This window comes from Paenibacillus tianmuensis, assembly GCF_900100345.1.
Taxonomy (GTDB): domain Bacteria; phylum Bacillota; class Bacilli; order Paenibacillales; family NBRC-103111; genus Paenibacillus_G; species Paenibacillus_G tianmuensis.
The window spans coordinates 153,079-175,281 of the sequence record NZ_FMTT01000005.1 but is presented as its reverse complement, the minus strand read 5'-3'; the positions used below and the strand labels follow the sequence as shown (position 1 = coordinate 175,281).

The following is a 22,203-nucleotide window of genomic DNA, read 5'->3' as shown; positions in this document are numbered from 1 at the left end:
TCCCCTTTCGCTATAACCCTGTCGGCGATCCATAACATGTTTCGGCCACAACCGCTGTCGTCACAGGTCTCATTCAGTAATCCTCACGCCTTGGACAAAAATGTTCACGTTCGCCACTTGCAGGCCCGCGACTTCCCCAAGCATGTATTTTACTTTGCTCTGCACGTTATGCGCAACGACCGAAATTTTCGTGCCGTAGCTGACGATGATATATAAATCAATGGTCAGGACATCCTGCTCGTTGCGGTGAACCTCGACTCCCCGCCGTAAATTGTCGACACGCAGCAGTTCGGCAATATTGTCCTTGAGTTGATTGCGCGAAGCCATCCCAACAAGTCCGTAGCAGTCTAACGCCGCCGAACCCGCAAGTGCGGCGATTACTTCGTCCGTAACATAGATTTTTCCATATTCTGAAGCCAGTTCGATTGTCATCTCCATACAGCTCCTTCGATCCCAAAATTAGCATGGACTACGAATCATTGTACTATATTCGCCGCAAGAAATAAAATAAAACACGGGCTGCAAGGGGCTGCAGGGGAAGAAAACGAAGAAGCTGCGTTGACGGCGTTTAGGCCGCTGTGATATGATGTTTAAGTGTGTTTTTGAAGCGTGTATGCTTTAAGGAGGTGTAATCAATGTCCCGCAAATGTTTTATCACAGGTAAAGGCCCGGGTACCGGCAACCACGTATCCCATGCGAACAACAAAGCGAAACGCACTTGGGGTGTCAACGTTCAAAAGGTTCGCATTCTGGTCGACGGCAAACCGAAACGCGTTTGGGTGAGCACGAAAGCTCTGAAATCCGGAAAAGTAACTCGCGTGTAATCTGCGTCTGCAGACAAAAAGCACCTGGCTCAGGTGCTTTTTTTAGTTGACAAGAATGAATCCTTGACAAACGCGCTTGTCTTGCAAGACAAGGACGACTGAGCCGTTGATCCTGGGTGTGGCGCCTGCCCTAGCCCGGCAGCCGGCGCCAAAGTATGGACAAGCGTACCTTCAGTTTTTGCTGAATGTATTAAGTACAGCTTTCACAAACCCACCCAAAAACTTCGGAAGCTTGATAGTGTAAAATTTCATTTTGCACCCTCCCTCCAGACTTTACGACGCAAAGCCGACCTCGAGCCATGCGCGCAGTAAACCACCTCGTTATAAGTATATTCCGCTGCTCCCCAAAACGTGCCATGCAAATTCCGGGCACCGAAAAAACAAAAAAGGCTACAAAAGCCGGAAACCGTACTTTTGTAACCATGTGTATGCGACCCCAGCGCCGGTTATGCACGTCCGGGTTCTTTTTCTTTCTTCTCAAACCGCAGCCTGCTGCTGCTGAATAGCCAAATACAACGCGTAGAACACCGAATAAATAAAGTAAAATAAGATCGTGATCAAGACGAATGCAATGCGCGGGCCGCGCGTCTCGTATCGCTTAAAAAACAGGATACCGACGTATATAGCCCCCAGCGAAAAGGCAAACTTCACCACGCCGTCGATAATGGAAAACACAAACAGCAGGGCGGCGCATAGCAAACTGAAGGCAAAAATTTGCAGCGCCCGCATTTTACCGGCCGCTCCCGGCTTCCCGGATCGCGCGGATCGCCTCGGCGCGGTCCGGCCGGTTGAACACCGCATTCCCGGCAACGAGCACATTGGCGCCCGCTTCGGCAACGAGCTTGGCCGTCTCGGTATTGATGCCGCCGTCGACCTCGATGTCCACGTGCTGAAGTCCCCGCTCGTCCAGCATGCGGCGCAGTCCGGCGATTTTGGGCAACGTCGCGGAAATAAACTTCTGCCCGCCGAAGCCGGGGTTAACCGTCATCAGCAGCACATAGTCGAGCAGTCCTTCCTCAAGCACATGCTCCAAAGCATGGAGCGAAGTGGCCGGATTCAGCACGACGCCTGCTTTGACGCCCTGCTCCTTGATATAATGAAGTGTCCGGTGCAGATGGACGCATGCCTCGGCGTGAACCGAAATGAGGTCTGCGCCTGCCTGAACGAACGAGGCAATGTAGCGGTCCGGCTGCTCGATCATCAGATGCACGTCGAGCGGTAATTTCGTTATCGGCCGGATGGCCTCCACCACCAGCGGTCCGATCGTAATATTCGGCACGAAATGTCCGTCCATTACGTCGACGTGAATCCAGTCGGCCCCGCCGCGCTCGACGTCGGCAATTTCTTCACCCAGCTTGGAAAAGTTGGCGGATAAGATCGAAGGAGCGATATGCAGCATCCTAGTACCTCCTCTTTTTGTCTTTGATCTCGTTCAAAAATTGAATGTAATGGTTGTACCTTGATACGGCGATATGGCCCGCTTCTTTGGCCTCCTGAACCTTGCAGCCCGGTTCGTGCAGATGCAGGCAGCCGCGGAAGCGGCACGCTGCGGCATAAGGCGCAAATTCCCGGAAAGCCCCGCTGAGCCCCTCTGCATCCACCTGCAAAAAGTCAAGCTGGCTAAAGCCCGGCGTATCGGCGATAAGTCCGCCGTTCTGCAGCCGGATCAGCTCGACATGGCGCGTCGTATGCTTGCCCCGTCCGAGCTTCATGCTGATTTCGTTCGTTTCCAGCGACAGCCCCGGCACCATGGCGTTGAGTAGCGACGACTTCCCGACGCCAGACTGCCCTGCGAACACCCCAATGCGGCCCGCCAGCCGATCATATACTTCGCTCACGCCAATGCCTTCCTTGGCGCTTGTCACAAGCACCGGGTAACCGACCGATTCGTAGAGCCGGATCGCTGACGCCAATCGATCGGAAACGCTGTCAGGCGAACCTCCTTCGGACATGAGATCATGCTTGGTCAAGCAGATCAGCGTATCGAGTCCGGCACTTTCCGTATGAACTAGAAACTTGTCCAGCAGCGGTAAATTAAGCGCCGGCTCGGTCACCGAGAACACCAGTACGGCCAAATCGATATTTGCCACCGGCGGCCGGATCAGCTCGGAGGAGCGGGGAAGAATTTCGTCAACCGTTCCTTCCCCGTTCTCCGTCAGCCCGAACACCACGCGGTCGCCGACGAGCGGCGAAATGCCGCGCTTCTTGAAAATGCCTCTCGCCCGGCATTGCACCGATTCGGTCGTTTGCGTGTCATCGGCAAGCACGTAGTAAAATCCGCTTAGCGCCTTAACGATTAACCCGGTTGGCATTATGGATTCTTGCCTCCTGTACCTGTCGTATTCCCGGCCGGAGCCGTCGCTGCGTCTCCGTTCTGTCCGGTCGGCGGTGGCGTCGTTCCGCCGCTTCCCTGTTTCGCCGGCTTGCCGCTCGCGCCGCCCGTGCCGGAAGCCGGAGTCGCTGGCTGTTCGGTCTTCCCGCCGCCGTTCGTCCCAGTATCCGCATTAGGTGGCGTACCGGCCCCGTTCGACTGATTGTTGCCGCTTTTTTGATCCTGATAATTCTTATAGGTGATTGTTATCGAATCGTTCTGAATGTTATCCCCGCGAATCTGGATCGTCGCATCTTTGTCCGGCGAAACGACCAGCTTCACCTCAAGCGTTTCCGTCTTGGTCACGTTCGTAAGCTTCTGGTATTCCGAGTTTTCGACCGCCGCATCGCTCAGGATGACTTTGGCCGTACCTGCCTGCCCTTCCTTGGATGGCTTAATCTGCACGGGCACGGTCATCTGTCCCGCTTCCGGCGGAAGACCGGAGCTGACGGTCAGCGTAATTTCCGTACCCGGCATCACATCGTCGTCTGGCTCGAACGGAAATTGCTTCGTTACACGGCCCTTGCTTTGCTTGTAGCTCGGCTGGCGGACAGTCCCGTCCTTGGAAAGCTTCAGATTGTTGACGCTAAGGAGCGTTTTCGCTTCGTTTTCCGTCTTGCCGATCAGGTTCGGCATCTTGAACGTTTCCCGGCCTTTGCTAACGGTCAGCTCGACCTTGACATCGCCCGGAATCGTGTACTCCTCATTGGGCGTAGGCTTCTGAGACGTCACCGTTTCTGGCTCGGCTTCCAGAAACTTTTGAACGATGGAGATATTTTTCGAATCGAAGCCGGAGGAGATCAGCTTCGTTTTGGCATCCGCCAGCTTTAGGTTTGTAACATCCGGAATTTTTTTGCTTGTAGGCCCTGCGCTGACAGTCAGCTTGATCGTCGTGCCCACGATAACCTGATTATTCGCCTGGCTTTGCTGGATGACAATATCTTTCGGCTTTACATCATCATTCTGATAATCCGCTTCCACTTGAAGCTTGCTGTCTTCTAATATTTTCTTAGCTTCAGCAAGCGGCTTATCCACCACATTCGGGATATCGACCCGCTGCACCGACAATTTCTCCTGCACGTACTGGACCGCATACCACATCCCACCAACAAGCGCCATAAGCACCACGAACCAGACCAACGGCTTGACCCAGCCCTTTTTCTGCTTCTCGAGCGGCGCCGTCTCCTTCGCACGGGGCGCATCGTCGTCATCCTCCACAACGGCGTATTGTCCCGGCCGCAGCGCAGGCATGACCCGCGTCTTTTCCTCATCCAGCTCATCGTCGTCCAAAAAGTTGACTTTCGGCTCGTTGCGGCGGTGCGGCAGCAGGCACGACTCAAGGTCGCTCAGCACGTCTTTGGCCGAACGATACCGCTCGGACGTGCTTTTGCGCATCGCTCGCAGAATGATGTTTTCCACGCTTTGCGGGATGAGCGGATTCACCTTGCGGGGCTCCTCGACATCCTCCTGCAAATGCTTCAATGCTACGCTGATCGGACTTTCGCCGAGAAACGGCAGCCGGCCTGTCAGCATCTGGTACATGACAATCCCGAGAGAATACAAGTCCGATTGCTCGCCGGTCGGCGTCCCTTTGGCATGCTCGGGTGAAAAATAATGAACCGAGCCGACGACGGAGCCGGTCTGCGTAATCGTGGAAGAAGTGACGGCGCGGGCGATCCCGAAGTCGGTCACTTTGACGCGGCCGTTTTTGCCGATCAAAATATTGTGAGGCTTAATATCCCGATGAATGATCTGATTATGATGCGCATGATCGAGGGCGTCGCAAATCTGGCTCGCAATATGAACGGCTTCCTCCACCTGCAGCGGAGCTTTTTCCTTAATCTGCTCGTTCAAGTTCGTTCCCTCGATATACTCCATCACGATGTAATGGATGTCTTCCTCTTGGCCGACGTCGTATATGCTGACCACGTTCGGATGCGACAAGGAGGCGGCGGCTTGCGCTTCGCGGCGAAAACGCTGAATGAATTCTTCATCGTGCACGTACTGCTGGCGCAGCACCTTCACGGCGACATGCCGATGCAATAAAATATCGAGTCCTTTGTATACGATGGCCATTCCGCCGCCGCCGACGCGTCCCAAAATCTCGTAGCGTCCTCCTAGCTGCTTACCGATCATTCCTTCCTCACCCCGCTTCCCCGTCGTCATGTACCGCCGAACCCGGCCCGTTCTCGATCAGCAGCACCGTTACGTTGTCGTCGCCCCCGGCATCCAGCGCAGCCTGGACCAAGCGGTCTACCTTGTGCTCCAAGCCGTCCGTCTCCTTCACGGTTTGGAGCATTTGGCCCGGTTCAACCAGGCTGCTTAGTCCGTCGCTGCACAGCAGCAGCAAGTCTCCGGTGCCCCAACCGATTTCCTGCACGTCCACCTCGATCGTCGGCTCGGTTCCGAGCGCCCGCGTCAAGACGTTGCGCCGCGGATGGTGGCTCGCTTCCTCGCGGGTGATCTGGCCGCTTTTGACTAGCTCGTTGACAAGCGAATGATCCTCCGTTAGCTGCTCGATCTGCCCGTCGTGAATCCGGTATACGCGGCTGTCGCCGATATGCGCGATAACGGCCCGATCGTCGTTCGCCAGCACGGCAACGACGGTCGTCCCCATCCCGTGGTAATTTTCGCGTCCGGACGCAAATTCGAAAATGTTATCGTTGGCGGCTTCGACCGCTTCCTTCAACTTATGCTGCCTCTCCTCGGACGACCGGTTCGGGTCCAAGGACTTCACCTGCAGCGGGATAAGCTCCACCGCCATCTGACTTGCGATATCTCCGGCCTGATGGCCTCCCATGCCGTCTGCGACAATGGCGAGGGTCCAGCCGTTCAAGCCCTCTTGAACGGCTGCGCGGTCCTCGTTGACCGCACGCACCCGGCCGATATCGGATTGATAAGCCAATCTCAGCATCGCTTGCTTCACCTCGCACCCGACTCCATATGCTTCGCCCGCAGCTGCCCGCAGGCGGCCGCGATATCACTGCCCTGCTCCCGGCGTATGGTGGCGTTGATTTTGTTTCGTTCCAGAATGCGTTGGAACGTGAAGATATCATTCCGGGGCGTACGCACAAAGTCGCGCTCGGAAACGAAATTGACCGGAATCAAGTTCACGTGCGCCATCGGAAATGCTTTTAATACTTTTGCCAGCTCCTCCGCGTGCTCGGCCTGATCGTTCACGCCGCCCATCAGTGCGTATTCGAACGTAATACGCCGTCCGGTTTTTGCGACGTAATATTGACAGGCTTCGATCAGCTCGGCAAACGGGTACCGGCGGTTGACCGGCATCAGCTTGGAACGCAGCGTATCGTTCGGCGCATGAATCGAAATCGCCAGATTGATCTGCGTATCTTCGTCGGCAAACCGGTAAATGTTCGGAACGATGCCGCTCGTCGACACCGTAATGTGCCGCTGGCCGATATTCAGCCCCTTCGGATGAATCATCACCTTGAGAAACTTCATCACCGCGTCGTAATTCTCGAACGGCTCGCCGATTCCCATGATGACGATGCTGCTGACCCGCTCCTGCGTTTCGTCCAAAAGCTGCTGCGCCTTGACCACCTGGGCAATGATCTCGCCGGACGTCAAATTCCGCTTCAATCCGCCAAGCGTCGAGGCACAGAACGTACAGCCGACCCGGCAGCCGACCTGCGTCGTTACACAGATGCTGTTGCCGTAGCTGTGCTTCATGATCACCGTTTCGATGGCATTCTCATCGCTAAGCTCGAACAAAAACTTGACGGTCCCGTCCTTCGAACGGTAATGCGCCACTTCCGTGAGCGTGACGAAGTCAAACTGCTCCTTAAGCCGGTCCCGGAGCGTTTTCGGCAGATTCGTCATCTCGTCGATGCTTGAAACTCTTTTCACATACAGCCAATCGAAAATTTGGCCGGCTCGAAAGCCCGCCTCACCGTTGTCCTTGACCCATTGCTGCCAATCCTCCAGAGTAAAGTCGTAGACATACGGCTTTTCGTTTTTCGGCTGCCATCTGCTTTCTATTTCATTCATGTATGCATCACAACCTGTTTAGTCTATAGTGAAGCCCTTACGGGGGACATTCCGCCGAAAAGCCACGTTTTATTTTACCACATTTTGCGGTTCTATGCTCGCTTGCGCAGCCGGGCGATAAAAAATCCGTCCGAGCCGTAATCGTACGGCATGATCCGCACCGCAGCGAGCTCCTCGTCCAACCGGTCCTTGAGCGTCCCCGACACTTCGGGCAGATCCGGCGCAAACGAAAGATGACGCTCCAAAAATTCGCGGATCATGTCTTCGTTCTCGGCTTTCTCCACCGTGCACGTGCTGTATACCAGCACGCCGCCCGGCTTCAACAGCGGTTGTACCGCTTCCAGCAGCTCCCGCTGAATATCGCAGATCTCCGTCAGGTCCGCTTCGCTCTTGCTCCACTTCATATCCGGCTTCCGCCGGATGACGCCAAGCCCCGAGCAGGGGGCGTCGAGCAGGATGCGGTCGAAGCTTTCCGGGGCAAAATGCTCCGCCAACCGGCGCACATCGGCCGTCAGCGTCCGAATCGAACGCAGCGCGAGGCGCTCCGCCTGCTCCTCGATGAGCTTCCGCTTATGCTCGTGCACGTCGCAAGCGACGATTTCGCCGCGGTCGCCCATCTTCTCCGCAAGGTGCGTCGTCTTGCCGCCGGGCGCGGCGCAGCAGTCCAGCACCCGCTCGCCCGGCTGCGGGTCCACCCATTCCGCGACGAGCATGGAGCTCTCGTCCTGAACCGAATACAGGCCCGCCGCATAGTCCGGCGCGAGGGCCATGTTGCCGCCGCCGCGCACGATCACGCCGGCGGGCGCAACGGCGGAGGGCTCCGCTTCGAGCCCTCCTTGCCGCAGCCGCTCGGCCAGCTCGCCCGGGCCGAGCTTCAGCGCATTCGCGCGAAGGCTCACGCGCGGCGGCGTGTTGTTGGCCTCGCAGAGCCGTTCGGCCGTCTGCTCGCCGAACTCGCGAACCCAGCGCCGCACCAGCCACTCCGGGTGCGACTGCGCAAGCGCGATGCGCCGCTCGGCCGGTAGCCCGGCGGGCAGGACGAGCTCGCTTTTGCTGCGGAGCACGCTGCGCAGCACGCCGTTAACCATGCCGGAGATGCCTTGATGGCCCCGCCGCTTCGCGATATTGACTGCTTCGTTGACGACCGCATGGTCCGGAATCCGGTCCAAATAGTGCAGCTGGTAAAAGCTCAGCCGCAGCAGGTTGCGAACCCACGGCTGCAGCTTCGCCAGCCCTTTGCTGACGAACCGCTCCAGAAAAAAGTCGATCGTGCCGAGCCGCTGCACCGTTCCGTATACGATTTCGGTCGTGAGCCCCGCGTCCGGCTTGTCCAGCTTGTACTTTTGCAGCGTCTGGTTGAGCAGCAAATTGCTGTACGAAAGGTCCTGCTCGATCCGCACCAGTACGTCAAGGGCCGCTTCCCTGGCCGAGCCTTGAGTCGGGCCTTTGCTTGCCCGGGGAACATTCCCCTGACGGCTCCCACGAGCTCCACCCGAAGCCGCGCCGCTGGTACGTTTGCCTCCTGCCGCTCCCGCCTGCTTGGTCCGTCCGGAGGACGGTTGATTCGTTTCGCTCATAATTCCTCCGCTTTTCTTCTATAGCTCACAGCATCTCATAGCTCAAGCGCCCGACTATGTCCCAAGCACAGTGCCCGGCGCCAGCTGTCCGCTTCGCGCGAACGCGGCGGCGTCCATGGCCTTCTTGCCAGCCGGCTGCAGCTCCGTGATCCGCAGCACGCCTTGTCCGGCAGCCACGGCGATTCCCCGTTCTCCCGCTTCCAGCACGGTGCCCGGCTGTACGCCGTCAGGTGCCCGATCCGACTCGGCGGGCTTGGCGCACGTCCATATTTTCAATACTTCGCCGTTCCACAGCGTATAAGCTCCCGGCCGGGGATGCAGCCCCCGCACCAGATTCCACAGCTGCATCGCCGGCTTTATCCAATCGATCCGCTCCAGCTCGCGGGTGATGTTCGGCGAATATACCGCCTCCGCATCGTTCTGCGGCACCGGCTGCACGCAGCCCGCCAGCAAATCCGGCAGCGTCTCCTCCAGCAGCTTCGCTCCGGCCAAGCCCAGCTCATCGAACATCGTGCCGGTCGTATCGCTGTCCTCGATCGGCACCTCGATCTTGCTGATCATGTCACCGGTATCCAAACCTTCCGCCATGTACATGATCGTGACGCCGGTAACGGCGTCGCCGTTCATCACGGCGTAATGGATCGGCGCCCCACCGCGGTATTTGGGAAGCAGCGACGCGTGAATATTAATACAGCCCAGCTTCGGCAGTTCGAGTACCGATTTCGGCAAAATCTGTCCGAAGGCCGCCGTCACAATCAGATCCGGCTGCAGAGCGCGGATCGCCTCGACGGACTCCGGGCGGCGCAGCCGTTCCGGCTGAAGCACGGACAGGCCGTGCTTCTCCGCCTCGACCTTGACGGGGGTCGGCGTCAGTACGCGTTTGCGCCCGACCGGACGATCCGGCTGTGTGACGACAGCGACGACTTCCAGCTTCTTATCGTCCAGCAGCGTCTGCAGAGACGGCACGGCGAAATCCGGCGTGCCCATAAAAATCACTCTCATGCGTCATCACGATCCTGTTGCTCGCTGCGATACATTTTTTCCGCCAAGTCCGTATACAGCACCCCGTTTAAATGATCCACCTCATGCTGAATGCAGCGGGCCAGCAGTTCGGTCCCTTCGATGACGATCTCCTCGCCGTTGCGGTTCAGACCTTTCACCTTCGCACGGGCAGCCCGCTTTACATCGCCCGTAAATCCGGGAATGCTTAAGCAGCCCTCCGGTCCGAACTGCTCCCCTTCCCGCTCGATGATCTCTGGATTGATCAGCTCGATCAAGCCGTGCTCGTCGCCGACGTCCATGACGATGACCCGCTTAAGAATGCCGATCTGCGGCGCGGCCAATCCTACGCCCTCCGCATCATACATCGTATCCGCCATGTCATTCAGCAGCTTATGAATGTTCGGCGTAATTTTAGGAACGGGCTTGCATTTTTCGCGCAGCACCGGGTCCGGGTCCTTCACGATGATTTTGATTGCCATGTAAAAGCACCTTCCTTTTCATTTCAAGAGAATGAATCGGCTCTTCTGCAGCCGCCTGACACATTATGTATATTCCGGCCGCATGGACCGGTTGACAGCTTCGTTACATTAACACTTGGGGATCGACGTCGATCGCCACCGTCAGCTTGTGCTGCTTGACGGTATCGTCAAGCACGGCGGCCGCTTTCTGGACCAAGGCGGAAATGTCCGTCTCCCCCCGATATTTTATCATGCATTGAAACCGATATCTATCTTTAATCCTTGAAATCGGCGAAGCGACGGGCCCCAACACCTCCAGCTCGGTTCCGTCCGCTTGCATCGTCTGCGCCAGCTCCTTCAGACGGGAAGCCAGCATTTCGCCCGCGCGCAGCAGCAGCTGCACCTGCTCGTGCGACAGCGTCATCAAGACGAGCCGGTGAAACGGCGGGTAATTATGCAGCTTGCGTATCAGCATCTCCTTGCGCATAAAGCCCATATAATCATGCTTGCTCGCGCTCATAATGCTGTAATGCTCCGGCGTGTACGTTTGCACGAACACCTCGCCGGGCAGTTCGTGCCGTCCGGCGCGTCCCGCCACCTGCGTCAGCAGTTGGAATGACCGTTCGGCCGCGCGAAAATCGGGCAGGTTCAGAACGGAATCGGCAGCGAGCGCGCCGACGAGCGTCACATAGGGGAAATCAAGCCCCTTGGCGACCATCTGCGTGCCGAGCAGCACATCAGCCTGACGATTCCGGAACATCCCGAGCCATTTTTCGTGCGAGCCCTTCTCCGTCGTCGTGTCCACATCCATGCGAATGACGCGAATGCCGGGAAACAGCTTGCCGAGCTCCTCCTCGACCCGCTGCGTTCCCGTGCCGAAATGGCGGATATGCTCGCTGCCGCAGTCCGGGCAGACGGCCAATTCACGCTCCGCGTAGCCGCAGTAATGACAGCGGATCGCCTTGGAGCTTTGATGGTAGGTCAGCGAGATATCGCAATGCGGACAATCCGCAACATAGCCGCAGGTGCGGCACATGACGAACGTGGCGTACCCGCGCCGGTTCAGCAGCAGGACGACCTGTTCCTTCTTGTGTAACCGATCTTCGATCGCTTTATACAAGGCGCGGCTGAACATCGACCGGTTGCCGCTTTTCAGTTCCTCACGCATATCGATGATGTTCACCGGCGGCAGCGGCCTTCCCTCGACGCGCGAAGGCATGGAAAGCAATTCGAATGCCGGCCGATCCGGGGTTGCCGATGCGGCGGCTTCAACGGAGGTCCGGTACATGCTTTCCAGCGATGGGGTAGCGGAGCCCAGCACGACCGAGGCCCCGTGTTCGCCCGCCCGGGCGATCGCCACGTCGCGGGTATGATATTTCGGACTTTCTTCTTGCTTATAGGTCGATTCGTGTTCTTCGTCGATAATCATGAGTCCGATATTCGTAAAAGGCGCGAAAATCGCCGAGCGCGCGCCGATCACGACGCTGATTTCCCGGCGCACGATTTTGCGCCATTCGTCATAGCGTTCGCCGTTAGAGAGACGGCTGTGCAGCACGGCGACCCGGTTGCCGAACCTTCCTTTGAACCGCTCGACCATCTGAGGCGTAAGCGAAATTTCCGGGACGAGCACGATCGCTTCGCGGCCTTGATCCAAGCAGGATTGGATCGACTGGAGATACACCTCCGTCTTGCCGCTGCCGGTCACTCCGTGCAGCAAAAAGACGCGCGGCGTCCGTCCTTGCACCGCCTCTCTGATCCGTTCGAACACCGCTTGCTGCTCGGGCGTCAGCGGAAGCGGCGTGGTCGGCTTGAAGGTGCGCGACGCATAAGGATCGCGCTGCACTTCGGTCTCCTCCAGCCGAAGCCAGCCTCGTTCGGCGAGCCCCTTGACCGCCGCGGCGGTGATTTGCAGCTTCGTCAGCAGCTCCGTCAGCTTGATCGGCTCGGGATACTCCTGCAGAAAAGCGAGCACCTGCTTTTGCTTGGCCGCACGGGCCGGCAGCTCGGCTTGCCACGCTTCCAGTTGGTCGGGATCGTTCGGCGGAAACACATAAAGCGCTTTTTTCGTGGACATCCGGTCTTTGACCATTTGAATTTCCGTCAGCCGGCCGTCTTCCATCAGCTGCTTGATCAGTGCGCCTTGTTCCGGGAAGGTTTGCAGCAGCGATTCCAGCTCGACCGATTCGTGCTTGCGGACATAAGCGAGGATTTCTTCCTGCTCGGGGAGGAGCAGAGGCAGCAGCTCCGGCTGCTTTTCTTTGGTCTCTTGGTCGTCGGCCGCCTTCACATGCCGTTCGTATTTGGCCTTCAGCGCGCCGGGGATCATCGCTTGCAGCGCAATCATTTCGTGGCAAAGGTACGTGCGGCTGATCCAGCGGCCCAGCTTCACCAGCTCGGGGGTTAGCGGAGGAGTGACGTCCAACGTTTGGTGGATCGGCTTCAGCTTCTCCGGGTCGAGGTCCGTTCCGTCGTGAAGCTCCACGACAAACCCTTGTACGGTGCGCGGACCGAAGGGAACGCCTACGCGGCTCCCCACGGTGATGTAGTCCCGCATCGTTTCCGGCACAATATAATCAAATGCCCGGTTCGTAGGTCGGGCCGGGACATCCACAATGACTTTGGCGTACATTCGTCGGTCATCTCCCCTTTCCGAGACGATCCGCAACTAGCGTGAGCAATCTGGCCGCCACTTGTCCTTTCGACATCAGAGGCAGCGCTTCAACCAGCCCCGCGGAATCATAAATCCGTACGACGTTCGTATCCGTGCCGAAGCCTGCCCCTTCCATCGTCACGTCGTTGGCTACCAGCAGATCGCAGTGCTTCTTCTTCAGCTTTTCCTGTGCAAACGTCTCCAAATGCTGCGTTTCGGCCGCAAAACCGATGAGAAGCTGCGACGGCTTCTTCCGTTCGCCGACCGCTTGCGCGATATCCGGATTTTTTACCAGCCGCATCATCATTTCGTCTTCGTTTTTCTTGATTTTGTGCTCCGCCTGCTCGACGGGCCGGTAATCGGCCACAGCCGCCGCCTTGATAATTACATCCTGCTTGGGCAGCCGGGAAAGGACCGCTTCCATCATCTCCAGTGCGGATTCGACTTTAACCACAGTCACGCCGGCGGGCGCAGCAATTGAAACTTTGCCCGTGACGAGCGTCACGTTCGCCCCCATCCGCTGCGCTTCCTCAGCGATCGCATACCCCATTTTGCCCGAAGAATCGTTGGTCAAGTACCGGACGGGATCGATCCGTTCCATTGTCGCGCCAGCCGTAATCAGAACATGCTTGCCTTCAAGCAGCCGCTTCTCTTGGAAAAAACGTTCGATCGCAGCCACGATCTCTTCCGGCTCCGCCAAGCGGCCTTTGCCCACGTAGCCGCAAGCCAGCTGACCCGTACCCGGCTCAATGAACCGGACGCCGCGTTCCGCAAGCTTCTGCATATTCACCTGCACCGCAGGATGCGCGTACATATGTACATTCATGGCGGGAGCTACGAGAATCGGCGCCGTGGTGGCCAATAGCGTCGTGCTGAGCATATCGTCGGCAAGGCCCAGCGCGATTTTGCCGATAACGTTGGCGGTGGCCGGGGCGATCACGACGACGTCCGCCCTGTCGGCCAGATTGATATGCGATACGACGGAAGCGTCCTTTTCGTCGAACGTATCGAAGATGACGTCGTGTCTCGACAACGTTTGGAACGTTAGCGGCGCCACAAATTGGGTCGCCGATTCCGTCATGATCACCCGCACGTCGGCTCCCGCCTGCGCCAGCTTGCTGCACACCGCCGCCGCTTTGTAAGCGGCAATGCCGCCGCTGACCCCGAGCAAGACTGTTTTTCCGTTCAACATGGGGCTTCGCTCCTTTCCCTTACGGGCAATAAATCGTATCCTTGCGAAAAAAATAACAACCGCGAGGGTTGTTGTTTACTTTGAGGATTCTTTGTTTTGCAATTTCTCGTAGGAAATATGGTCTTCGTAGATTTCTTCCAGCGCCAGCCCTACGTATTTGTGAGATTTCTTCTGTTTCATTTCGGTTTTGGAACCGTCGCGCAGCATGCGCGCCCGTTTAGAGGCCGCTACTACGAGCGAATACTTGCTGTCTACCTTGTCCAAAAGTCTGTCGATTGAAGGATACAACATGTTATTTTTTCACCTCAGCCATCCAATGTTGAATTTTGGAAACCATCCGGTCCTTGCGGTAGTGCTCCGCCGTCAAAATGCTGCGGATGCGGGAACACGCAAGGTCTACTTGATCGTTGACGATCGCATAATCGTAATGCTCCATCATCGCAATCTCATCGACCGCCACCGACATTCGATTGCGAATCGTTTCCTCGGATTCCGTGCCGCGTCCGACGATACGGCTTTCAAGCTCCGGCAGCGACGGAGGCAGCAAAAAAATGAATACCCCTTCCGGGAACTTCTGCTTCACCTTTAGCGCACCCTGCACTTCGATTTCCAAAATAATGTCTTTGCCTGTGTTCAGCGTATCTTCTACAAACTTGCGCGGCGTCCCGTAATAATTGCCTACGTATTCCGCCCATTCCAGCATCTGGTCTTGCTCGATCATTTGCCGGAATTGTTCCCTGGTCTTAAAAAAATAATTGACCCCATCCGTTTCGCCCTGCCGCGGAGCCCGCGTTGTCGCGGAGACCGAATACACGATATCCGACGTGCAGCTCCGCAGCGCTTTACAGACGGTACCCTTGCCGACGCCGGAAGGGCCGGAAAGCACGATCAAGATTCCTTTATCCGCAGGGGTATATCCTACATTACTCGTCATGATCATCGTCCTTATTGGAAAGTCGATGCGCCACCGTTTCCGGCTGTACCGCGGACAAAATGACATGATCGCTGTCCGTGATAATGACGGCGCGGGTGCGGCGACCGTAAGTCGCATCGATCAGCATATGGCGGTCGCGCGCTTCTTGGATGATCCGTTTGATCGGTGCCGATTCCGGGCTGACAATGGAAATAATTCGATTCGCAGATACGATATTCCCGAAACCGATGTTGATTAGTTTGATCGCCATGTTATAGGTTCCCCCTGGAACTTTCTTTTAAAATGAGAGGTTGTTCGTCAGAGGCTGCGAATCAGCAGCATCTGCCTCCGCCACCCGCAACAAACAAAAATCATTTCAAAAGAAAGAGTTAATTACTAAAATCACTCGATATTTTGAATCTGCTCCCGCATTTTTTCAAGCTCCGCTTTCATGTCGACCACCACGGCGGCCAGTTGGGCGTGATTCGCTTTAGAACCGATCGTATTCGCTTCCCGGTTCATCTCCTGAACGAGAAAATCGAGCTTGCGGCCCACCGGCTCGGAAGATTTCAGCAGTTCCCGGAACTGCTTGCAGTGGCTTTGCAGACGGGTCAGCTCTTCGGCGATGCTGGCGCGGTCGGCGAAGACGGCGATCTCCATCGCAAGCCGCTGCTCGTCCGGAGGCGCTTGCTGCAAAAGCTCTTCGATCCGGGCGCGCAGCTTGCCGGCATAATCTTGCACCACTTGAGGCGCGATTCCCGACGCAGCACTGCAATATTGCTCCATCGTCCCGATACGCTGCATCAGATCGCTCTGAAGAAAGGCGCCTTCCTTCTCGCGCATGTCCGAAAGCTCCCTGGCCGCTTCCGCTGCGCAGGCAACAAGCTCCGCTTCCATCCGCTCCTCGGCCATCTCCTGATTCTGCCCGATCTCAACCAAGCCGGGAATGGCAAGCAAGTCGCGCAGGCGCAGCTCGTCCTTAAGGGATAACCGCTCCCGCAGCTGTTCGGCCGCCTGGACGTAGCCCATCGCCAAGCTCCAATCGATCTCGATGGCTTGCGGTACGTCGCGGTCGCGTTCCATCGTAACGAACGCATCGACACGCCCGCGCCTTACATGCTGCTGAACGGCGGCTTTAACCGCGTTCTCGTAACGGGCAAATTCCCGGGGCATCCGTACCACGATCTCGCAGTAACGGTGATTGACCGATTTAAGGTCAATCTGGATCCGGAAGCCGTCCGTCATACGTGCGGCTTGTCCGAAGCCGGTCATACTGATGACCATGGCCTTCACATCCATTATCCTATTCTAATTCATTTTGATAGTGGGTACAAGTGGGAATCAAGCCGCTGCGCTTTCTCCCAAACGTACTCCGTCAGCTGTACGGTCATCTCGTAGGCAAGGAACGGCGTCATCAGGTAAATTCCTTTAAAATAACACATTGCCGCATCGAGAAGTTCCTTGGCGATCTGCACGCCCATGGCCCGTCCTTCCTCGCCCTTGAGCCCGTTCATCCGCTGCCGGACTTCGTCCGATAACTGAATGCCCGGAACCTCGTTATGCAGGTATTCGGCGTTGCCCCCGCTGGCGAGCGGCATAATGCCGATGAAGATCGGAACATCCAGATGCTTTGTCGCCTCGTACACCTTCTCGATCAGCTCCGCATTATAGACAGGCTGAGTCATGATATAATCGGCGCCGGACTCGATTTTGCGCTCAAGCCGCTGCACCGCTTTATCCAAGTGCTTGACGTTGGGATTGAAGGCGGCGCCGACGACGAAATTCGCTTTCTTCTTAAGCGACTTGCCGGAAAAAGCGATTCCCTCGTTTAACTGCTTGATCATCCGGATGATCTCGAACGACGTCAGATCGTAAACGGAGCTCGAACCCGGCAAATCGCCGAACTTGGCCGGATCGCCCGTCACGGCCAACACATGGTCGATGCCGAGCGCGTGCAGCCCCATCATATGCGATTGGGTGCCGATCATGTTGCGGTCCCGGCAGGCGATGTGAATGAGCGGCTTCATGCCGATTCTCTCTTTCACCAGACTGCCGAGCGCCAAATTGCTCATCCGTGTGACGGCCAGCGAATTGTCCGCCATCGTCAGCGCGTCGACCCCGGCATTTTTGAGCGCCTGCGCACCCTGCATGAACTTCTCGATGTCCAGATCGCGTGGCGGGTCAAGCTCCACGATGACGGTATAGCGTTCCTTCGCTAGCTTCACGAGATTCGGCTCCGGAGCGGGAGGCGACGATACGGGCTGCAGGAGCGGCACATTGCGGCCGGTCTCGCTTCTGCCGCCGACTTCCTGCAGCAAGCGCAAAGCATTCGGATCGGGCGTATAGTTCTGAAGCGACTGCGCCATGGCGGCGATATGCTCGGGCGTCGTGCCGCAGCAGCCGCCGACGATCCGCGCCCCCAGGTCGACGAATTTCCGGGCAGTTTGTCCAAAATATTGCGGAGTCGCCGCGTAAGTGTATCGTCCGTCCACGTAGTCGGCGATCCCTGCGTTCGGGAATACCGAAATCGGCGGCGCACCCTCCATGCTGGCGACTCGCTGGAGCGAACGCATCAGCCCGTTCGGACCGCTCCGGCAGTTAAAGCCGACCACGTCCGCCCCGGCCGCCGTCAGCATGCGGAGCGCTTCCGTCAGCAGGATGCCGTCATGCGTCGAGCCCGTGCCTTCGGTGGCAAACTGGCAAATGACCGGGAGCTCGCTGACCTTGCGGATCAGCTTCAGCGCGATCAACATTTCCTCCAGATCGTAGAACGACTCGAGCAGCAGCCCATCCACCGGCGTATCGACAAGCACCTCAATTTGGTCGCAGAAATCATCCTTGATCTTGGCCGTGCGGACATTTTTGCGCTTGCCCGCCCGGATCGAGCCGATGGCGCCGACGATATAGGCATCGTCCCCAACCGCTTTTCTGGCCAGCTCGACGCCGGCGCGGTTGATCGCCTCCATCTCCTGCTCCAGCCCGTATTTGGACAGCTTTTCGCGGTTCGCCGAAAACGTATTGGTTTCGATTAAGCGCGCGCCCGCTTCGTAATAGCGCCGATGCACGTCCATAATGACATCGGGCTTCAGCAAATTTAATTCTTCATAAGAAATGCCGACAGGAAAACCCATCTGGTACAGGTACGTCCCTATGGCCCCGTCCCCTACCAGCACTTGACGTCTGAGCGCTTCTCGCAAATCCGGTTTCACTAACGGCATCTCCCTTCTCTCCATGATGGACCTTACAGCGTTCCTTTAAACACGATTTCCGCCGGTCCCGTCATGTAAACACGATTATCTGATTCATTCCATTCGATCCGAAGATCGCCGCCTTTTAAGGAAATGACCGCTTCCCGGTCCATTTGTCCGGTGAGTACCCCGGCCACCAGCGTGGCGCAGGCGCCCGTTCCGCAGGCGAGCGTCGGACCTGCGCCGCGTTCCCATACCCGCATATCGGCATAATCGCGCCTCTGGACCGTCGCGAACTCTACATTCATTTTACGTGGAAACAGCGCGTGCGTTTCGAGTTTCGGGCCCCAAGCATACAAATCCACTCCGACCGCATCCTCGACAAAAATGACGCAGTGAGGGTTGCCCATCGACACGGCGGTGAAGCGGAATTCGCGTCCATCGACGGTGACCGGATACCCGATGACCTGCGGCTCGTCGATCGTCGTAGGAATTTCGAGCCCGTTCAATACCGGCGCGCCCATATCGACGCGTACCGCAGCGACGCGCCCTTCCTCGACCGTCAGCTGCACCGCCAGCGCACCGGCTCCGATCGTTTCGATCGTCAGCTCGGTTTTGTCCCGGGGAACAAGCTCGTGATCGTAAATATATTTGGCCGCACAGCGGATGGCGTTGCCGCATTGCTCCGCCTCCGAGCCGTCGGAATTGATGATTCGCATCATATAGTCGGCTTTTGCCGAAGGAAGCAGGTAGACAAGACCGTCCGCGCCGATGCCGAAATGGCGGTCGCACAACCGGATCGCTTGCTCCGATGCGTCCGCAGGCAGCTCCTTGTGGCCGTGCAAGACGATAAAATCGTTGCCTAACCCTTGCATTTTCGTGAAATTCATCGTTATTGCTCCCATTTCAGCGTTTTACACCCTACTATATCGCAAATTCGCAGCTATGCATAGCGACTCCGCAAAATTTTATCCGAATTTGGGCGAAAATGCAAATAGCCGAACCCTCTGCTTTCGCAGGGGTCCGGCTCCCATACCCTTTACCGGACGACCGGCTTCATCGCCTTCGTCCCGCCTCCTCCGTACGACGCGGGCTTGCGCTTCCGCGGTTTGCTCATCAGGCTTCCGATACCCATCAGGAATGTCGGAATACCCGCAAATACGAGCACAAGCACCCAATCCGCAACACCGAGCGGCACTGTCTTGAAAATCGGCTGAAGCTTCTCGACATAAAGCACCGGCAGCATCAGCAGCAGCGAAGACACGACCGCCATCACAAGCCACTTGTTCTGAAGCGGGTTCCGGTGGAAAATCGAGCGCGAGCTGCGGCAGTCGAACACGTGGATGAGCTGTGCCATCACCAACGTGACGAAAGCGACCGTCTGCGCCTTCACAAGCGCGCCTGGGCCGTCCCCGCCCTGCTTGAGCGTAATGTAGAATGCCGCCAAGGTGCATAGTCCGATCAGAATGCCGCGGCTAATAATTTTCCACCCGAGGCGGCGAGAAAAAATATTTTCTTTGGCCAGGCGGGGCTTCTGCTGCATCAAATCTTTCTCCGCCTGATCCACGCCAAGCGCCATGGCCGGCAAGCCGTCCGTCACGAGATTGACCCATAAAATCTGAATCGGCACGAGCGGCAGTGGCAGCCCGGCCAGCATGGCGAGAAACATCGTCAAAATTTCGCCGACATTCGAAGCGAGCAAGTAGCGGATAAATTTGCGGATATTTTCGTAAATCCCCCGACCTTCCTCGATAGCCGAGACAATCGTGGCAAAATTATCGTCGCTGAGCACGAGCGCGGACGCTTCCTTCGATACGTCCGTCCCGCTGATCCCCATCGCGATGCCGATATCCGCCGCCTTGATCGCCGGCGCGTCGTTCACGCCGTCGCCGGTCATCGCCACGACGTGGCCTTGGCGCTGGAGCGATTTGACGATGCGCAGCTTATGCTCCGGAGACACTCGAGCGTAGACGTACACCTCGCCGACCCGCTTATCGAGGTCGTCGTCGGTCATCGCGCTAAGCAGCTGGCCGTTCAGAGCAAGGCCATCCTGCGGCAGAATCCCGATCTGCCTGGCGATGGCCTCCGCCGTCGTCTGGTGATCGCCGGTGATCATGACCGTTCTGATGCCCGCCTTGCGGCATTTGAGAATCGCTTCCCGCGCTTCTTTGCGCGGCGGGTCGATCATCCCGGTCAGACCGACGAAAACAAGCTGGTTTTCCACCGCCGTCTCTTCCTCGCTCCGTTCCGTCGGTTTCAAATCGCGGTAAGCCAGACCGAGCACGCGGAGCGCGTTTTTAGCCATCCCTTCGTTCGCGGCCATCACCTTCTGCTTGAGCGTCGGAGTAAACGGGATGATTTTATCGTCCCACAGCACGTAGGCGCACTGCTGCACCAGAACGTCGGGCGCCCCCTTCGTGCAGACCATCCGGCCGCCCTGATGCTCGACGATGACCGACATCCGCTTGCGCTCCGAATCGAACGGGAACTCCACGACGCGCCGGTACAAGCCTCCGAGCGATTGCTGCGTGACGCCGGCTTTGGCCCCGAGCACGACAAGCGCTCCCTCCGTCGGATCGCCCTTGATGCTCCACACGCCCTCCGTCTCGTTGTCCGGCTGCTTTTTCTTGGATTCCGCCCGCTCCTCCCGCAGCTCCGCATTGTTGCAGAGCACGGAAACCTGCAGCAGCCGGCGCAGCATCTGGTTTTTCCGCACATCGACGTGCTGCCCCTGCTTCAAAATTTCACCGCGCGGGTCGTAGCCGTTCCCCGACACCTCAAGCAGCTCGCCGCCCGCCCACAAGTGCGTCACGGCCATTTTATTTTGCGTCAGCGTGCCGGTTTTGTCCGAGCAGATGACGGAAGCACAGCCGAGCGTCTCGACGGAAGGCAGCTTGCGGACGATCGCCTTGCGCTGAATCATCCGCTGTACCCCAAGCGCCAGTGCAATGGTTACAATCGCAGGCAGCCCTTCCGGAATCGCGGCGACCGCCAGGCTCACCCCCGCGAGGAACATGCCGTACGGCTCTTGTCCATGCAGAATGCCCGCAACCACGACCATCACTGTCAGCACCAGCGCGACGACGATCAATATTTTGCCGAGCTGCTCGAGCCGGTGCTGCAAAGGCGTCTCAGTAGCATCGGTATTTTGGATCAGGTCGGCGATCTTGCCCATCTCCGTCGCCATGCCGGTACGGACCACGATCCCTTTGGCCGTTCCTCGCGTCAGCATCGTCCCCATAAAGCCTACATTGCGCTGGTCCCCCAGAGGAATATCTTCTCCCTCCAGCGACTCCGTATGTTTGGCGACCGGTACGGATTCCCCGGTCAGCGCGGACTCTTCCGCATAAAGGCCGTTCGTCTCAATGAACCGGACGTCCGCCGGCATCCGATCGCCGCTTTCCAGCACGACGATATCCCCGGGAACCAGCCATCGTGCCGGTATGAGTTCCACCTGGCCCTCCCGCAGCACCTTGGCGTTCGGCGCCGACAGCTCCTTCAGCGCCCGCAGCGATCGTTCCGCCCGGAATTCCTGCACGAAGCCGAGAATGCCGTTCATGATAATAATCGCAATGATCGCGACCGCGTCCAAATATTCGCCCAGCAAACCCGAGACAAGCGTCGCTCCGGCGAGCACGAGCACCATGAAGTCTTTGAATTGGTTCAAAAACAGCGTTACTGGAGACACGCCTTGCCCTTCCGCCAGCTCGTTTTTGCCGTATGCGGCCAGACGCTTTTCCGATTCCTCCATAGTCAGCCCTTTTGAAGGCTCTGTCCCGGACGACTGCAGGGTTTCTTCCGTCGACATTTGATACCACTTCTTCTGACTCATCTGCTTTTTCCCTCCCAAAAGGTTGTCTATGTTAAATGTATTCAGACAAGCTGGAAATTAGCACCTGGAAAGGAACGCCGGGGCCGCCTCCTATCGGAGCGGCAGACGCATGCAGACCCGACGACTTAAAATTTGCTTTAAAATATGGCATGATAGAGGGTAGCACTCAAAAATCGCTTTTGCGCATG

The 22,203-nt window shown here is 57.5% G+C and carries 21 protein-coding genes; 1 reads left to right on the top strand and 20 read right to left on the bottom strand.

Annotated elements, in window-relative coordinates:
- Window positions 1-69: 69 nt before the first annotated feature.
- A complete protein-coding gene (locus BLO51_RS05525) occupies window positions 70-432 on the bottom strand; it encodes an Asp23/Gls24 family envelope stress response protein (RefSeq protein WP_090668013.1) in 363 nt (120 codons plus the stop codon).
- Between the two features lie 203 nt (window positions 433-635).
- Here BLO51_RS05525 and rpmB point away from each other — a divergent pair, with 203 nt between their 5' ends.
- A complete protein-coding gene (gene rpmB / locus BLO51_RS05520; RefSeq protein ID WP_010498258.1) occupies window positions 636-824 on the top strand; it encodes a 50S ribosomal protein L28 in 189 nt (62 codons plus the stop codon).
- Window positions 825-995: 171 nt separating this feature from the next.
- Here rpmB and spoVM read toward each other — a convergent pair whose 3' ends face one another.
- The 19 genes from spoVM to BLO51_RS05425 form a co-directional block, all read right to left on the bottom strand.
- A complete protein-coding gene (gene spoVM / locus BLO51_RS05515) occupies window positions 996-1,076 on the bottom strand; it encodes a stage V sporulation protein SpoVM (RefSeq protein ID WP_014652194.1) in 81 nt (26 codons plus the stop codon).
- Between the two features lie 225 nt (window positions 1,077-1,301).
- Window positions 1,302-1,553, bottom strand: coding sequence for a hypothetical protein (locus BLO51_RS05510; RefSeq protein WP_090668010.1), 252 nt, complete (start codon window positions 1,551-1,553; stop codon window positions 1,302-1,304).
- Window position 1,554: 1 nt separating this feature from the next.
- Entirely contained in the window at window positions 1,555-2,223 is a 669-nt protein-coding gene (gene rpe / locus BLO51_RS05505; protein WP_090668007.1) for a ribulose-phosphate 3-epimerase, read from the bottom strand.
- 1 nt (window position 2,224) lies between these two features.
- A complete protein-coding gene (gene rsgA, locus BLO51_RS05500) occupies window positions 2,225-3,136 on the bottom strand; it encodes a ribosome small subunit-dependent GTPase A (RefSeq protein WP_090668004.1) in 912 nt (303 codons plus the stop codon).
- On the bottom strand, window positions 3,136-5,331 hold the full coding sequence (gene pknB / locus BLO51_RS05495) for a Stk1 family PASTA domain-containing Ser/Thr kinase (RefSeq protein WP_245719539.1): 2,196 nt from the start codon (window positions 5,329-5,331) through the stop codon (window positions 3,136-3,138). Before pknB ends, rsgA begins: the two co-directional genes overlap by 1 nt.
- Window positions 5,332-5,338: 7 nt before the next feature.
- On the bottom strand, window positions 5,339-6,109 hold the full coding sequence (locus BLO51_RS05490) for a Stp1/IreP family PP2C-type Ser/Thr phosphatase (RefSeq protein ID WP_090668148.1): 771 nt from the start codon (window positions 6,107-6,109) through the stop codon (window positions 5,339-5,341).
- 8 nt (window positions 6,110-6,117) lie between these two features.
- Window positions 6,118-7,203, bottom strand: coding sequence for a dual-specificity RNA methyltransferase RlmN (gene rlmN / locus BLO51_RS05485; protein WP_090667997.1), 1,086 nt, complete (start codon window positions 7,201-7,203; stop codon window positions 6,118-6,120).
- Between the two features lie 92 nt (window positions 7,204-7,295).
- On the bottom strand, window positions 7,296-8,780 hold the full coding sequence (rsmB, locus tag BLO51_RS05480; RefSeq protein ID WP_090667994.1) for a 16S rRNA (cytosine(967)-C(5))-methyltransferase RsmB: 1,485 nt from the start codon (window positions 8,778-8,780) through the stop codon (window positions 7,296-7,298).
- Window positions 8,781-8,834: 54 nt separating this feature from the next.
- Complete coding sequence (fmt, locus tag BLO51_RS05475; protein WP_167670108.1) at window positions 8,835-9,782, bottom strand: methionyl-tRNA formyltransferase; 948 nt, start codon at window positions 9,780-9,782, stop codon at window positions 8,835-8,837.
- Window positions 9,779-10,261: a peptide deformylase gene (gene def, locus BLO51_RS05470; protein WP_090667992.1), complete on the bottom strand. Its 483-nt coding sequence runs from the start codon at window positions 10,259-10,261 to the stop codon at window positions 9,779-9,781. The genes fmt and def overlap by 4 nt, the downstream gene beginning before the upstream one ends.
- Before the next feature lie 103 nt (window positions 10,262-10,364).
- Complete coding sequence (priA, locus tag BLO51_RS05465) at window positions 10,365-12,869, bottom strand: primosomal protein N' (protein ID WP_090667989.1); 2,505 nt, start codon at window positions 12,867-12,869, stop codon at window positions 10,365-10,367.
- Window positions 12,870-12,876: 7 nt separating this feature from the next.
- Window positions 12,877-14,082, bottom strand: coding sequence for a bifunctional phosphopantothenoylcysteine decarboxylase/phosphopantothenate--cysteine ligase CoaBC (gene coaBC / locus BLO51_RS05460; RefSeq protein WP_090667986.1), 1,206 nt, complete (start codon window positions 14,080-14,082; stop codon window positions 12,877-12,879).
- A 75-nt stretch (window positions 14,083-14,157) separates the two neighbouring features.
- Entirely contained in the window at window positions 14,158-14,373 is a 216-nt protein-coding gene (rpoZ, locus tag BLO51_RS05455; protein ID WP_090667983.1) for a DNA-directed RNA polymerase subunit omega, read from the bottom strand.
- A 1-nt stretch (window position 14,374) separates the two neighbouring features.
- Entirely contained in the window at window positions 14,375-15,016 is a 642-nt protein-coding gene (gmk, locus tag BLO51_RS05450; RefSeq protein WP_090668142.1) for a guanylate kinase, read from the bottom strand.
- Window positions 15,006-15,266: an extracellular matrix/biofilm regulator RemA gene (remA, locus tag BLO51_RS05445; protein WP_009672664.1), complete on the bottom strand. Its 261-nt coding sequence runs from the start codon at window positions 15,264-15,266 to the stop codon at window positions 15,006-15,008. The genes gmk and remA overlap by 11 nt, the downstream gene beginning before the upstream one ends.
- Window positions 15,267-15,397: 131 nt before the next feature.
- On the bottom strand, window positions 15,398-16,294 hold the full coding sequence (locus BLO51_RS05440; RefSeq protein WP_245719538.1) for a YicC/YloC family endoribonuclease: 897 nt from the start codon (window positions 16,292-16,294) through the stop codon (window positions 15,398-15,400).
- A 14-nt stretch (window positions 16,295-16,308) separates the two neighbouring features.
- Window positions 16,309-18,204, bottom strand: coding sequence for a bifunctional homocysteine S-methyltransferase/methylenetetrahydrofolate reductase (locus tag BLO51_RS05435; RefSeq protein ID WP_090668138.1), 1,896 nt, complete (start codon window positions 18,202-18,204; stop codon window positions 16,309-16,311).
- A gap of 32 nt (window positions 18,205-18,236) precedes the next feature.
- A complete protein-coding gene (gene dapF / locus BLO51_RS05430; RefSeq protein ID WP_090667975.1) occupies window positions 18,237-19,073 on the bottom strand; it encodes a diaminopimelate epimerase in 837 nt (278 codons plus the stop codon).
- A gap of 149 nt (window positions 19,074-19,222) precedes the next feature.
- Window positions 19,223-22,015: a calcium-translocating P-type ATPase, SERCA-type gene (locus BLO51_RS05425; RefSeq protein ID WP_090667972.1), complete on the bottom strand. Its 2,793-nt coding sequence runs from the start codon at window positions 22,013-22,015 to the stop codon at window positions 19,223-19,225.
- Between the last annotated feature and the right edge of the window lie 188 nt (window positions 22,016-22,203).

Coding starts and splice junctions, on each gene's coding strand:
- BLO51_RS05525 (WP_090668013.1), bottom strand. CDS start 432: ATGACAATCGAACTGGCTTCAGAATATGGAAAAATCTATGTTACGGAC.
- rpmB (WP_010498258.1), top strand. CDS start 636: ATGTCCCGCAAATGTTTTATCACAGGTAAAGGCCCGGGTACCGGCAAC.
- spoVM (WP_014652194.1), bottom strand. CDS start 1,076: ATGAAATTTTACACTATCAAGCTTCCGAAGTTTTTGGGTGGGTTTGTG.
- BLO51_RS05510 (WP_090668010.1), bottom strand. CDS start 1,553: ATGCGGGCGCTGCAAATTTTTGCCTTCAGTTTGCTATGCGCCGCCCTG.
- rpe (WP_090668007.1), bottom strand. CDS start 2,223: ATGCTGCATATCGCTCCTTCGATCTTATCCGCCAACTTTTCCAAGCTG.
- rsgA (WP_090668004.1), bottom strand. CDS start 3,136: ATGCCAACCGGGTTAATCGTTAAGGCGCTAAGCGGATTTTACTACGTG.
- pknB (WP_245719539.1), bottom strand. CDS start 5,331: ATGATCGGTAAGCAGCTAGGAGGACGCTACGAGATTTTGGGACGCGTC.
- BLO51_RS05490 (WP_090668148.1), bottom strand. CDS start 6,109: ATGCTGAGATTGGCTTATCAATCCGATATCGGCCGGGTGCGTGCGGTC.
- rlmN (WP_090667997.1), bottom strand. CDS start 7,203: ATGAATGAAATAGAAAGCAGATGGCAGCCGAAAAACGAAAAGCCGTAT.
- rsmB (WP_090667994.1), bottom strand. CDS start 8,780: ATGAGCGAAACGAATCAACCGTCCTCCGGACGGACCAAGCAGGCGGGA.
- fmt (WP_167670108.1), bottom strand. CDS start 9,782: ATGAGAGTGATTTTTATGGGCACGCCGGATTTCGCCGTGCCGTCTCTG.
- def (WP_090667992.1), bottom strand. CDS start 10,261: ATGGCAATCAAAATCATCGTGAAGGACCCGGACCCGGTGCTGCGCGAA.
- priA (WP_090667989.1), bottom strand. CDS start 12,869: ATGTACGCCAAAGTCATTGTGGATGTCCCGGCCCGACCTACGAACCGG.
- coaBC (WP_090667986.1), bottom strand. CDS start 14,082: ATGTTGAACGGAAAAACAGTCTTGCTCGGGGTCAGCGGCGGCATTGCC.
- rpoZ (WP_090667983.1), bottom strand. CDS start 14,373: ATGTTGTATCCTTCAATCGACAGACTTTTGGACAAGGTAGACAGCAAG.
- gmk (WP_090668142.1), bottom strand. CDS start 15,016: ATGACGAGTAATGTAGGATATACCCCTGCGGATAAAGGAATCTTGATC.
- remA (WP_009672664.1), bottom strand. CDS start 15,266: ATGGCGATCAAACTAATCAACATCGGTTTCGGGAATATCGTATCTGCG.
- BLO51_RS05440 (WP_245719538.1), bottom strand. CDS start 16,294: ATGGATGTGAAGGCCATGGTCATCAGTATGACCGGCTTCGGACAAGCC.
- dapF (WP_090667975.1), bottom strand. CDS start 19,073: ATGAATTTCACGAAAATGCAAGGGTTAGGCAACGATTTTATCGTCTTG.
- BLO51_RS05425 (WP_090667972.1), bottom strand. CDS start 22,015: ATGAGTCAGAAGAAGTGGTATCAAATGTCGACGGAAGAAACCCTGCAG.